The following is a 12,726-nucleotide window of genomic DNA, read 5'->3' as shown; positions in this document are numbered from 1 at the left end:
TCTCACTGCGATCTTGCTTGTTGCCTCTGGGTCCCGGCTCTGCGCGCCGCTTCGCGGCGCCTGTCCGGGACACGAGGGCGGGTTGCGCACGTTTGTTGTAGGATGGGTAGAGCGCAGCGAAACCCATCGATGAAAGGGCGACGATGATGGATACCGCTGCGCTCCGCCCACGGCATCGCGCCGGTCCCCGCCCCCGAATCGCCGGAATATTTCCGCTCCATCGCGCCCGCGCGCCCTTGGCACGGGGATGGCCTGCTCCCATGTCCTGCCTCGAGGGTTTTCCTCTGTTTCCCCTTGGGAGGACGGACGATGTCGTATGACTCGGGCAGTTCAGGCACCTGGCGTAATGACGGCGGGGTGCAGCCCCACGCCTACGACCCTTACCTGCATCCGGAGCTGTTCCGCGGCGTAGCGACGCGGCGGGTGTTTGCCTTCCTGATCGACATGGTCGTGATCTCGGTACCGGTGATCCTCGGCTACATCTTCATCGCATTGTTCGGCGTGGTCACCCTCGGCATCGGCTGGGCGCTGTTCTGGATCGCCTGGCCGGCCTCCGTGATCTGGGCCATCGTCTATTACGGCGCGTGCATCGGCGGTCCGTCGTCGGCGACGATCGGCATGCGGGTCATGGATCTGGAATTGCGCACCTGGTACGGCGCGCCCGGTTACTTCGTGCTCGGCGCCACCCATGCCGTGCTGTTCTGGGTGACGGTCTCGTTCCTGTCGCCCTTCGTGGTGCTGATCGGTCTGTTCAACGGCCGCCGGCGCCTGCTGCACGATTTCGTGCTGGGAACCGTCGTGATCAACAATTCCGTCCGCGCGCCGGTGTCGCAGGCCGCCAGGACCTGGTGAGGAGCTGGCAACCTGTACCTGCTAGGGTGGCGAGCCTGTCCTGCCGCGCAGGCCGATTGACCGGGAGCTTTGGTAGCGCGATGCTGATGTCCAGTTCGGAGGCCTACGACGTCCCTTGACCCAGCACTCTCGCGATACCCCGCAGTTTTACCTCACGGCGCCATCCCCATGCCCCTATCTGGCGGGCCGCCATGAGCGGAAGGTGTTCACGCACCTCGTGGGGGATCGCGCCGGCGACCTCAACGACCTCCTGACCCATGGCGGCTTCCGCCGCAGCCAGTCGATCGCCTATCGTCCCGCCTGCGACCAGTGCCGCGCCTGCGTCTCGGTCCGCGTCATCGCCAACGAGTTCCGGCCCTCCCGCAGCTTCCGCAAGGTGATGGCACGCAATGCCGACATCATCGGCGAGCAGCGCAGTGCGGTGCCGACCTCCGAGCAATATTCGGTGTTCCGCGCCTATCTCGACGCCCGCCACCGCCACGGCGGCATGGCCGACATGACCGTGCTCGACTACGCCATGATGGTCGAGGACAGCCATGTCGAGACCCGCATCATCGAATACCGCAAGCGCGGCCCCGACAGCGGCCTCACCGGCCGCGGCGAGGAGCTGATCGCGGTGGCGCTCACCGACGTGCTTAGCGATGGCCTGTCGATGGTCTATTCCTTCTTCGATCCGAGCCAAGTCAGCCGCTCGATGGGAACCTTCATGATCCTCGACCATATCGCGCGCGCGAGACGTCAGGGCCTGCCTTACGTCTATCTCGGGTACTGGATCGAAGGCTCCAAGAAGATGGACTACAAGGCCCGCTTCCTGCCGCAGCAGCGCCTCGCCCCCTCAGGCTGGCTGCGCGTCGACGCGCAGGGCGATACAGCATCCGAGCCGCAGGATTAGTTTTCTGTCATGCCCTCGCTTGACCGGGGCATCCAGTACGCCGCGGCTTCTCGGCTCAATCACAACCGTCTCTGGATAGTGGGTTGCCCCCCGGTCAAGCCGGGCGACGACAGCGGTGTGTTTTGGGTCACTCACCCAAACAGCGTATCCGCCAGCAGCTTCACATTCAGAACCACGATGACGCCCGCGACGATCCACGCGATCGCGGCGACGGACACTGGGATCGCGAACTGACCCATCTTGCGTCGGTCGGAGACAAAGCGGACCAGTGGGATGACGGCGAAGGGCAGTTGCATCGACAGCACGACCTGGCTGAACACCAGGAGATCCGCGGTGCCGCGCTCGCCATAGATTGCCGTGACGATGATCACGGGGATGATGGCGATACCGCGCGTGAGCAGGCGGCGCGCCCAGCTCGGCAGCCGCAGGTCGAGAAAGCCCTCCATCACGATTTGGCCGGCGAGCGTCGCCGTCACCGTCGAGTTCAGGCCCGAGGCAAGCAGCGCCACTGCGAACAGCGTCGAGGCGATGCCGAGGCCGAGCAGCGGCGATAGCAGCTCGAAGGCCTGACCGATCTCGGCAACGTCGGAATGGCCGCTTCTGTGGAAGGTCGCAGCCGCCACGACCAGGATCGCGGCATTGATGAACAGCGCCAGCATCAGGGCGATGGTGGAGTCCGTCGTCGCCCATTTGATCGCTTCGCGACGGCCGGTGTCGTTGCGCTGATAGGCGCGCGTCTGCACGATCGAGGAATGCAGGTAGAGATTATGCGGCATCACCGTCGCGCCGATGATGCCGATCGCGATGTAGAGCATGTCGGAGTTGGTGAAGATCTCGCTCTTCGGCACGAAGCCCCGCAAAACTTCGGCCACCGGCGGGGCCGCAGCCACGATCTGGACCACGAAGCAGACCGCGATCACCGCCAGCAGCGCAATGACAAAGGCTTCCAGGAAGCGGAAGCCGCGGTTCATCAGGAGCAGCAGCAGGAAGGCGTCGAGTGCGGCGAGAAGCGCGCCGCCGATCAGGGGAATGCCAAACAGAAGTTTGAGTGCGATCGCCGTGCCGATCACCTCGGCGAGATCGCAGGCGATGATCGCCGCCTCGCAGGCGAGCCAGAGCAGGAAGTTCACCGCCGGCGAATAGGTCGCGCGGCAGGCCTGCGCGAGATCGCGGTCGGTGACGATGCCGAGCCGCGCCGCCAACGACTGCAGCAGGATCGCCATCAAATTCGAGAGCAGGATGACCGAGAGCAGCGTGTAGCCGAACTTCGACCCGCCGGCGAGGTCGGTCGCCCAATTGCCGGGATCCATGTAACCGACCGAGACCAGATAGCCCGGACCGACGAAGGCCAACAGCCGCCGCCACCACCGGCCGGCGGCCGGAATGGCGACTGTGGAATTGACCTCGGCGAGGCTCTTGGTGATGGGCGCGTCAGCGCGCCAGCCGGCGACGTCTTGGGACAAGGTTTGGGTCAGGTCGGGCGATCGCGCATCCATGAGAGGAGAATACCCAAGTCGGCGCTTATTGCAACTCATTTGCAACTGCATCTAGCGGCATCGGTTCCGGTCTGGTCGTTATCCGCCGCCCTGTCGGAAAGCGGGTGGGTTTGGCCGCCCATGGGAGCGGATACTGGCAGCAACTCGACTTTGCAGGACATGACCGATGTCAACGCCCCCTCGCCTCCCCGACACCTTCAACCGCCTCGCCTGGTCGAATCTCGCGGCGCAGTCGGCCGAGCAGATCGCGCTCGCCGCAGCGCCCATCGTCGCCGTGCTGACGCTGGGCGTTGCCGAAGGTCAGACCGGCCTGCTCCAGACCGCGCTCACCCTGCCCTTCGTCCTGTTCGCCATTCCCGCCGGCGTGCTCGCCGACCGCATCTCCCGCCGCTGGCTGATGGCGGGCGCGGAGGCGCTGCGGGCGGCTGCGCTCGCGGCCATCGTGCTGCTGCTGGTGCCGGGCGCCCTCAACTTGCCGCTGCTGGCGCTGCTCGGCTTTGCGGCCGTGTGCGGCACCGTCGTCTACAGCGTGGCGGCGCCGGCGCTGGTGCCCTCGCTGGTGAGCTTCGATTTGTTGCCGGCGGCGAATGCGCGGATCGAACTCGCGCGCACCATCGCCTTCGCCAGCGGCCCTGCACTCGGCGGTGCGCTGGTGGGATGGTGGGGCGCGAGCCCGGCGTTCGGCTTTGCCGCGGCGCTCTCGGCCATCGCGGTGGTGCTGCTCTCCGGCATCTACGAGCCCACGCGCGCCCCGGCGTCGCGCCGTCATCCCTTTCAGGAGATCCGCGAAGGCGCGGCCTTCGTATTTCACCATCCGCTGCTGCGGCCGGTGTTCATCACCCAGTTCATCTTCAATACCGGCTGGTTCCTGCAGATTGCGGTGTTCGTGCCCTACGCCGTGCGTCATCTTGGCCTGACGGCCGCCGGTGTCGGTACGGTGCTGACGATGTACGGTGTCGGCATGGTGATTGGCGCGCTGATCGCCACGCGCGTGATGAAGCGCATCGCGTTCGGCCTCGTGGTCGGACTCGGCCCCGTCACCGGCTTCGTCGCCGCATTGGTGATGGCGCTGACGGTGCTGCTCCCCTCGCCCTGGCTCGCAGCCTTGAGCTTCTTCCTGCTCGGCGCCGGTCCGATCCTCTGGGTGATCTCGACCACGACCCTGCGCCAGTCCGTGACGCCGCCGCGTCTTCTGGGCCGCGTCTCGGCCATCAACATCATGAGCTGCGGCGCCCGCCCGCTCGGCTCGGCATTAGGGGCGATCGTCGGCGGCCTCTGGAGCGCGGAAGCATGCCTCTATCTCGCCGCCGCCGTCTTCGGCATGCAGGCGCTGGTGATCCTGTTGTCACCGGCAGTGGCGCTGGATCGGCAGCCGGACATGGTGGGGGACGAGGCGGCGACGCTGGAGCAGCCGGCCTAACCCGCCAGGTAGCGCTCGTAGCTCCCCGCCACCGGCTCGCTCGCGTCGACCTCCGGATCCAGCGTATAGAGATCCTGCGCGCGGCCGATGCCGCGCAGCGCATAGCGGCCGGTGGAGACGAGGTAGCGGCGGCCGACGGCATCGAGGCCCTTATAGAATTCGGATGAGGCCAGCAGCTCGCGGTCGATCGAGCGGCTCATCGAGGCGATGCGGCTGACCTCGTTGACGGTCGGCCCGACCACCGTGAAATCAAGCCGGTCCTGGCTGCCGATATTGCCGTAAAAGACCTCGCCGACATGTAGCCCGATATAGGCTGACGTGGTCGGACGGCCCTCCGCCGCCCGCCGCTTGTTCAGCGCGGCGACGTTCTTGCGGAAGAGATGCTCGGCCCGTAATGCGGCCCGTCGCGCATCCGCCATGTCCTCGCCCCAGAACATCGCGAGCACGCCGTCGCCGATCAGCTTCAGCACGTCGCCGCCGGCTTCGTGGATCGGATCGATCACGGCCTGCGCATAGTCGTTGAGGAACGGGATGATCTCGTCGGGACCGATGCTCTCGCTGATCCCGGTCGAGCCGCGCAGGTCCGAATACCACAGCACGGCGTTGATGCGCTCAGTCACCCCACGCGAGATGCGCCCGCGCAAGACCTGCTCGGAGGCGTCGCGGCCGAGATAGACGCGGCCGAGCGTGCGCGCGATGTCGACCTGCTGCGCCGACTTGATCGCGAGCCCCAGCACCGGCACGAGATCGCGCAGCGCTTCCAGCTCCGATTGCGTGAAGCCGTCCTCGCGCCGGGTCGTCCAGTAGGAGTAGAGACAGTCCATCTGCCCCAGCGCGCCGGTTTCGCCGAAGCGATGGACGAAAGCAAGGAAATGCCGATGGCCCTTCTCGGCGAGATCGCCGATCTGCGAGAAATCGAGCGTGGCTGCGTCGGCGAGATCGATCACCATCTCGTCCTCGCCATGCTCGAGCAAATGATAGAACACCGACCGGCGCCAGTTCTTGTTCGGATCCCCCTCAGCCGTCGAACCGTATTCGAACATGTCGCTCTCGTTGCTCGACCGGTCGGTCCAGCGAAAGCCGCGGCCCTCATAGATCGGGTGCAACGTGTCGATGAAGACCAGCCCGCGCGACAGGTCGAGCCCTTCTGCGCAGCAGCGCTCGCAGAAGCCGCGCAGCAGTTCGGGCTCAGACAGGCCGGTAAGCCCCTGGCTGGTGACCCAGTTCATGAGTGAGAGACGCGAAGTGACTTGCATGCGTCATTATGGCGTGCATTCGTGACGGGCGAAAGGCACGAGGAGCCGGCCTGCGCGCCAGGCTCCCGCCTCTTGCAGATCGAATATGTCGCGGGCGCGGTTGACGCACTTGCCGCACGGGCGGCAAATGCCCGCGATGAAAACTTCGTCGGCCAGAATCGGAGGCACGCGCGGATGACCCAGCGCCAGCTTCCGATCATCCTGGCGCTCGGCACCACGCAAACTCTGGCCTGGGCCTCGAGCTACTATTTGCCGGCGCTGCTCGCCGATCCCATGGCGCACGACCTCGGCGTCTCCTCCAACTGGATTTTTGGCGCATTCTCCGCTTCGCTGGTGATCTCGGCGATGCTCGGCCCGCGCATCGGACGCCAGATCGATCTCGTCGGCGGCCGTCAGGTGCTGTCGGCCTCGAACCTGACCATTGCCGCCGGCCTCGTGCTCCTCGGGTTCTCGCAATCGATCGCGGTGATGGCGATCGCCTGGCTCGTGCTCGGCATCGGCATGGCGATGGGTCTCTACGACGCCGCCTTCGCCGCTTTGGGGCGCATCTACGGCACCGAGGCGCGCAGGCCGATTACCGGCATCACGCTGATGGCGGGCTTCGCCTCCACTGTCGGCTGGCCGCTCACCGCCTGGAGCATCGCCCATATCGGCTGGCGCGACACCTGTTTTGCCTGGGCCGCCGCCAACATCCTGATCGGCCTGCCGCTCAACTTCTTCATGCTGCCGGCGATCAAGGGCGCCAAGCAAGCGGCGGCCACGGCCGAGAAGCCGCATTTGCCGCTCGACCGCACCATGCTGCTACTGGCCTTCATTTTCGCCGCGGTGTGGACCGTCACCGGCGCCATGGCCGCGCATTTCCCGCGCATCCTGGAGACGACGGGCGCAACGCCGGCCGAGGCCATTGCGGCCGGCGCGCTGATCGGCCCGGCGCAGGTCGGTGCACGCATGCTCGAAGCCGGCTTCCTCAGCCGTTTCCATCCGCTGTGGTCGACACGGCTCGCCAGCCTCACCCATCCGGTCGGAGCCGTGATCGTCGCGATCTTCGGCGGTGCTGCAGCGAGCGCGTTCGCGTTGTTCCACGGCTCCGGCAACGGCATCTTGACGATCGCGCGCGGCACGCTGCCGCTGTCGATCTTCGGCCCGAAGGATTTCGGCTACCGCCTCGGCATCATCGGCGCCCCGGCGCGGATGGCGCAGGCGGTGGCGCCACTCGCCTTCGGTCTGCTCATCGACCTCATGGGCGCCAAGGTGCTGATCGTCTCGTCTGCGCTCAGCCTCTCGGCGCTTGTGGCGCTGTTCCTGATCCGCCCCGTGTCGCGGCCTGATTGACGGCGCCAGAGCTTTCGCGCACAAGCGAGCCATGAGCAACGACGCCGGCCCGCCCCGCACATTCAAAGGTCTCCTGCGCTGGGCGACCACGCCGCCGCAGGCCTGGGGCGTCTATCTCCTCGCCGTCCTCTTGGTCTGGCTACTCTCGTTCTATGCCGGCACGCTGAAGCCGAAGAAGACGCCGGACGCGAATCCGCCGACGGTGACCGCGCCGCGGAACTAAACCGCCTTCGCCTCGCTGGTCGCAATCCAGATACCGGCGAACACCGCGACCAGCCCGGCCAGAAGATTTCCCGTAATCGGCTCGCCGATCAGCAGCGCCGCCAACAGAGCGGCTGCGATCGGATTGACCGTCATCGCATTGGCGACGCGTGTCGGCGTCGCCCGTGCCAGCGCCATGACCCAGAGGATGAAGGCGAGCGCGCCGCCGCCAATGCCCAGATAGACGCCGGCAATCCACTGTGCGGCCGTGAAGTGCCCGAGCGCCGCAAAGCTGCCCTTTAGCAGACCCGCCAGCACCAGCACGACGGTGCCCGCGCCCATGCCAACGGTGAGAAAACCGAGCGCGCTGGAGCGCTGCATCAGTGGACGCGACAGCACGTTGTAGAACGCCATGCAGAACACGGCGCCGGTCATGATCAGCTCACCGCGCCAGGCCCCTCGCGGGCTCTGCGCGAGGCCCGCGGCCAGCGCCGCCGTCACGCCAAGTACGGCGATACTGACACCCGTGATCTTGCGCGCCGACAGGCGCTCCACGCCGAGCAGCGCGCCGACCACCATGGTGTGGAGCGGCAACGTCGCCAGCGCAAGGCTGGCGCGCGCGGCGGTCGTGTAGGAGACCGCGATGTTGTAAAGGATGAAGAACAGACCGAAGAAGCAGATGCCAAGCAGAATCACCGCTGGCCAGTCGGGCCGCTGCGGCCAGCGCACGCCGAGCAGAAGCGCGCAAGGCAACAAGCATAGAAAGCCGATCCCCCAACGCAGGATCGCGAGCAGGACGGGATCGGCGCCGCCGACGAGATAGCGAGTGATGGCCGCAGCAGTCCCGCCGAAGCTGCTCGACGCCAGCGCGATCGCAACCCCGGCCCACTCGCCCACGATCAGCTCCTGTTGCGGAGTTTCGCAGGTCCTAGCACGCACCTGCTGCCAGCGTCATGGCAGCAGCCGCGTCGTGCGCCTCAGTCGTAAAACTCCGGCGCCATCTTCTGGCTATCACGCTGAGCCTTGTCGTGGTTGATCCAGAGCTGCGCCTTCTCCTTGGCGAGCGTGTCGGCGATCTTCTGCATCGAGGCCGCGCTCTGGTCCTTGTCGACGTTCACGCTGGGCACGCGGCGGTTGTCCCAATTGTCTTTGAAGTGCACGGCATCGCCCGACAGCAGAACCGCGCCGGTTTTCGGCAGCTTCACCAGCAGCGACTGGTGACCTGGCGTGTGACCCGGCGTCGAAAGGATGGTCACGCTGCCGTCGCCGAAGACATCCTTGTCGCCCGTGAGCAACTCGACCGGATGCGACGGCTTGAAGCGCGGCGCGTTGTTGGCGCCGGGCCAGTCGTATTCGGCCTTCTGCACGTAGAGCATGGACTGCGGGAACAGCTCGACATTGCCGGTATGGTCCGGATGGGTATGCGAGACGGCCATCGCCTTGATGTCATCGGGCTTGAGGCCAAGCTGCTCGAGCTGCGCTTGCAACGTCTTCGGCCGACGCCAGGTCACGGCTTTGGGATCGGCGGGCGCGAGACCGTTCGGCATCGCGGCAACGGAATCGGCAATGCCGGTGTCCCACAGGAACCAGCCCTTGGCGTGCTTGATCAGATAGCAGGTGTCGACGAAATCCATCGTCTTGCCTTCGTTCAGGCCCGGCGTCCACCGCGAGATGTCGCCGGCGGTGCCCTCTCCGCAATTCAGCACATAGAGCTTTTCAACGCCGGCCTTTTCCGATTGCGCCAGCGCCCCGAGGCTGGAAAGAGCGAGTGCAGCGATGGCGACAGCGAACGTGGTCCTGTGCATCATTGTTCCTCCCGTACAGCCATGCAGACTGAGAACCAAGGATCACCCCCGGCCGCGCAGCAGAATTCCGGCCCCATCAATGCGTACAGGTCTCGACCTCGACTGTGACGTGGCTCAAGCCCTTCAGCCCTGCGAGCCGCCGCTTGTAGACGGCCGGCTGCTTCGGCTTGTCCGACACCACCGACACCAGCACGGCACAATGGCCGGGGCCGACCTGCCAGAGATGCAGGTCAGTCACGCGATCTTCGCCGACCTCCATGCGGGCCCGGATCACCCGCTCCAGCTTCTCGTCGGCGCGCACGTCGAGCAGCACCGCACCCGATGACTTGATCAGGCCGAACGCCCAGCTCGCGATCACGGCGCTGCCGATCAGGCCCACGGCCGGATCGGCCCAGACCCAGCCCGAATACATGGCGACGGCGAGCGCTGCGATCGCCAGCACCGAGGTCGCGGCATCGGTCATGACGTGGACATAGGCCGCGCGAAGGTTATTGTCGTGGTGATGATGGCCATGATGATCATGGTCGTGGTCATGATCGTCGTGGTCATCATGCGCATGGCTGTGGCCATGCTCATGACCGTGATGGTGATGATCGTGGCTATCGCGCAGCAGCCACACACTGGCGAGATTGACGCACAAGCCGAGGGCAGCCACGGCCATGGCTTCGCCGTAGACGATCGGCACCGGCGTGATCAGCCGCAGCACGCTCTCATAGGCGATCTCGACCGCGATCAGTCCCAGGATGATTGCGCTGGCGAAGGCGGCCAGATCCCCGAACTTCCCGGTGCCGAAGGTGAAATGCGCATTGCCCAGATGCCGCCGCGCGAAGCGGTAGGCGAAGGCGGCAATGCCGAGCGCCGCCGCATGCGTGCCCATGTGCCAGCCATCGGCTAGAAGCGCCATCGAGCCGAACAGCGAGCCGGCAACGATCTCGCCGACCATCATGACTAGCGTCAGCACGACCACGAACCAGGTGCGCCGCTCGTTCTCGTCGTGCTTCTCGCCCAGGAAGGCGTGGTCATGGGTCCATTGTTCGATGGAATGGGAATGCATCGAATTCTCCCGAAGATTCATGTCTGTCGGCGTGCAATATAGACGGCGGGAACCGATTTTCTAAGGCCCAATCGTCCCGCGGATTGACAGTGCTTCTTAGTTTCGCTGTAATCTGCCTCATGGGGATTTGAGCGATCTCCCCACGAGGCGACAGGCCCAAGCATCGCGTCCCGTTCGTTTCTTGCGAGGACGCATCATGTCTACATTCACGACCATCTCATCTGACAAAATGGCACGGCTGATCGGCACGGCGAACGCGCCTGTCCTGATCGACGTGCGCACCGAGGAGGATTTTGCCGCCGACCGGCGGCTGATCCCCGGCTCCATCAAGCTCAGCCACGACAATGTGACGGACTGGGGCGGCACATTCGCCGGTCGCCGCGCCGTCGTCTCCTGCTTCCGCGGCGAGAAGCTCGCGCAGGGCACGGCGGCCTGGCTCCGTCAGCTCGGCGTGCAGGCCGAGACGCTGGAGGGCGGCTTCGAGGGCTGGAAGGCGGCCAAGCTGCCGCTGCTCGACACCCGCAAGCTGCCGCCGCGCGATGCCAGGGGGCGCACCGTCTGGGTCACGCGGGCGCGGCCGAAGGTCGATCGCATCGCCTGCCCGTGGCTGATCCGCCGCTTCGTCGATCCCAACGCGGTGTTCCTGTATGTGGCGCCGTCCGAGGTGATCGGGGTCGGGGAGCGGTTCAATGCGGCCCCCTTCGACATCGAGAACGTGTTCTGGAGCCACCGCGGCGCGCTCTGCACCTTCGACGTGATGATCGAGGAGTTCGGGATCGCCACGCCGCCCCTGCTCCGCCTCGCGACACTGGTGCGCGGTGCCGACACCGCGCGGCCCGAGCTCGCGCCGGAGGCGCCCGGCCTGCTCGCGGCCTCGCTCGGGCTCTCGCGCATGTATGACGACGACCTCGAACAGCTCGGGGCCGGCATGTTGCTCTACGATGCCTTCTACCGCTGGTGCCGCGACGCGACCACCGAGACTCACAACTGGCCGACCAACAAGGTGAAGGCGTAATGGACACGCGTAACGTTCAATCAGGAGCTGACGCCGGTCACGGCGTCAGCTTCAATGAGGCCTTTCGCGTCTGGCTCCGCGTCGCCTGCCTCAGTTTTGGCGGGCCCGCGGGCCAGATCGCAGTGATGCACCGCATCCTCGTCGAGGAGAAGAAATGGATCTCCGAGGGGCGTTTCCTGCATGCGCTGAATTACTGCATGCTGCTACCGGGGCCTGAGGCGCAGCAGCTCGCGACCTATGTCGGCTGGCTGATGCATCGCACCGCAGGCGGGCTGATGGCGGGCGGACTGTTCATCCTGCCCGGCATCATCGCCATCATGGGTCTGAGTTACATCTACGCCGCCTTCGGCAATGTCAGCTTCGTGGAGGCGCTGTTCTTCGGACTCAAGGCCGCCGTGCTCGCCGTCGTCGTCGAAGCCGTTGTGCGCGTCGGCAAGCGCGCGCTGAAGAACCGCATCATGATCGCGCTCGCGGCCGCGGCCTTCATCGCGATCTTCTTTTTTGCCGTTCCCTTCCCGATCATCATCATCGCCGCCGGCCTCATCGGCTATGCCGGCGCGCGGAGCCGCCGTCCGGAGTTCGCGCCGGCCGGTCACGGCCATGGCGGCAGCGGTGCCGCGATCGACAGTATGCTCGGCGAGGCGGTGCCCGATCACGTCCGCCCCAACACCGCGCGCACCATCCGCGTCGGCGCGCTGTGGCTGGCGCTCTGGCTGGTACCGGTGATCGCCCTGCTGGTGGCCTTGGGCCAAGCCAATGTGTTCAGCCAGATCGCGCTGTTCTTCTCCAAAATGTCGCTCGTCACCTTCGGCGGCGCATATGCGGTGCTGGCCTACGTCGCCCAGCAGGCGGTCGAGCACTATCACTGGCTGAAACCGCAGGAGATGCTCGACGGCCTCGGCATGGCCGAGACCACGCCGGGCCCGCTCATCATGGTGCTGCAGTTCGTGGGCTTCATGGCCGCCTATCGCGATCCTGGCGGCCTGTCGCCGATGGTCGCGGCAACCTTCGGCGGCCTGCTCGCAACCTGGGTCACCTTCACACCCTGCTTCCTCTGGATCTTCGTCGGCGCTCCCTACATCGAGCGCCTGCGCGGCAACACCGGCCTTGCCGGCGCGCTCAGTGCGATCACCGCCGCCGTCGTCGGCGTGATCCTCAACCTCTCGATCTGGTTCGCCCTGCACACGCTGTTCCGCGAGACCGTGCCGGTGCAGGCGTTTCCGCTGAACTTCGACATGCCGGTGCTGAGGAGCGTTGATATTCCCGCGCTCGTGCTGTCGATTGCGGCGGCGACCGCGATCTTCCGGTTCAAGCTGGGGATGCTCACGGTGCTTGCGGGTAGCTGCGCAGCGGGCGTAGCGCTAAGGCTGGCGGGGGTGATCTGAGGCATGTACCATTATGCG

General features: G+C 66.0%; 12 protein-coding genes. 7 read left to right on the top strand and 5 right to left on the bottom strand.

Annotated elements, in window-relative coordinates; translation table 11 throughout:
* Positions 1 to 309: 309 nt before the first annotated feature.
* Together P6U29_RS19340 and P6U29_RS19335 are read left to right on the top strand one after the other, a co-directional pair.
* The gene (locus P6U29_RS19340) at positions 310 to 852 is read left to right on the top strand and encodes an RDD family protein (protein WP_407119008.1); all 543 of its coding nucleotides are present in this window, start codon (positions 310 to 312) and stop codon (positions 850 to 852) included.
* Between the two features lie 115 nt (positions 853 to 967).
* Positions 968 to 1,744, top strand: coding sequence for an arginyltransferase (locus tag P6U29_RS19335; protein WP_407119007.1), 777 nt, complete (start codon positions 968 to 970; stop codon positions 1,742 to 1,744).
* Between the two features lie 131 nt (positions 1,745 to 1,875).
* Here P6U29_RS19335 and P6U29_RS19330 read toward each other — a convergent pair whose 3' ends face one another.
* On the bottom strand, positions 1,876 to 3,240 hold the full coding sequence (locus P6U29_RS19330; protein ID WP_407119006.1) for an Nramp family divalent metal transporter: 1,365 nt from the start codon (positions 3,238 to 3,240) through the stop codon (positions 1,876 to 1,878).
* A gap of 166 nt (positions 3,241 to 3,406) precedes the next feature.
* Between P6U29_RS19330 and P6U29_RS19325 the strand changes: the two genes are divergently transcribed.
* Entirely contained in the window at positions 3,407 to 4,660 is a 1,254-nt protein-coding gene (locus P6U29_RS19325; protein WP_407119005.1) for an MFS transporter, read from the top strand.
* On the opposite strand, the gene P6U29_RS19320 is transcribed toward P6U29_RS19325, so the two are convergent.
* On the bottom strand, positions 4,657 to 5,916 hold the full coding sequence (locus P6U29_RS19320) for an adenylate/guanylate cyclase domain-containing protein (RefSeq protein WP_407119004.1): 1,260 nt from the start codon (positions 5,914 to 5,916) through the stop codon (positions 4,657 to 4,659). The genes P6U29_RS19325 and P6U29_RS19320 overlap by 4 nt on opposite strands.
* 174 nt (positions 5,917 to 6,090) lie before the next feature.
* On the opposite strand from P6U29_RS19320, the gene P6U29_RS19315 reads away from it, so the two are divergent.
* Both P6U29_RS19315 and P6U29_RS19310 read left to right on the top strand, forming a co-directional pair.
* Complete coding sequence (locus P6U29_RS19315; protein ID WP_407119361.1) at positions 6,091 to 7,248, top strand: MFS transporter; 1,158 nt, start codon at positions 6,091 to 6,093, stop codon at positions 7,246 to 7,248.
* Positions 7,249 to 7,279: 31 nt separating this feature from the next.
* Positions 7,280 to 7,471: a hypothetical protein gene (locus tag P6U29_RS19310; RefSeq protein WP_407119003.1), complete on the top strand. Its 192-nt coding sequence runs from the start codon at positions 7,280 to 7,282 to the stop codon at positions 7,469 to 7,471.
* On the opposite strand, the gene P6U29_RS19305 is transcribed toward P6U29_RS19310, so the two are convergent.
* From P6U29_RS19305 to dmeF, 3 genes are all read right to left on the bottom strand, one after another.
* On the bottom strand, positions 7,468 to 8,346 hold the full coding sequence (locus P6U29_RS19305) for a DMT family transporter (RefSeq protein ID WP_407119002.1): 879 nt from the start codon (positions 8,344 to 8,346) through the stop codon (positions 7,468 to 7,470). The two genes, P6U29_RS19310 and P6U29_RS19305, sit on opposite strands and share 4 nt — an antisense overlap.
* An 80-nt stretch (positions 8,347 to 8,426) precedes the next feature.
* Positions 8,427 to 9,257: an N-acyl homoserine lactonase family protein gene (locus tag P6U29_RS19300; protein ID WP_407119001.1), complete on the bottom strand. Its 831-nt coding sequence runs from the start codon at positions 9,255 to 9,257 to the stop codon at positions 8,427 to 8,429.
* A gap of 73 nt (positions 9,258 to 9,330) precedes the next feature.
* Complete coding sequence (gene dmeF, locus P6U29_RS19295) at positions 9,331 to 10,308, bottom strand: CDF family Co(II)/Ni(II) efflux transporter DmeF (RefSeq protein WP_407119000.1); 978 nt, start codon at positions 10,306 to 10,308, stop codon at positions 9,331 to 9,333.
* Positions 10,309 to 10,504: 196 nt separating this feature from the next.
* Here dmeF and P6U29_RS19290 point away from each other — a divergent pair, with 196 nt between their 5' ends.
* Both P6U29_RS19290 and chrA read left to right on the top strand, forming a co-directional pair.
* Positions 10,505 to 11,323, top strand: coding sequence for a chromate resistance protein ChrB domain-containing protein (locus P6U29_RS19290; RefSeq protein WP_407118999.1), 819 nt, complete (start codon positions 10,505 to 10,507; stop codon positions 11,321 to 11,323).
* Positions 11,323 to 12,708 (top strand): chromate efflux transporter, encoded by a 1,386-nt coding sequence (gene chrA, locus P6U29_RS19285; protein ID WP_407118998.1) that lies wholly within the window; start codon positions 11,323 to 11,325, stop codon positions 12,706 to 12,708. The genes P6U29_RS19290 and chrA overlap by 1 nt, the downstream gene beginning before the upstream one ends.
* Positions 12,709 to 12,726 lie beyond the last annotated feature (18 nt).

It is taken from the genome of Bradyrhizobium sp. LMG 9283, assembly GCF_045571415.1.
Lineage (GTDB): Bacteria > Pseudomonadota > Alphaproteobacteria > Rhizobiales > Xanthobacteraceae > Bradyrhizobium.
The sequence above is the reverse complement of the archived record's forward strand: the minus strand, read 5'-3'. Positions and strand labels throughout refer to the sequence as shown.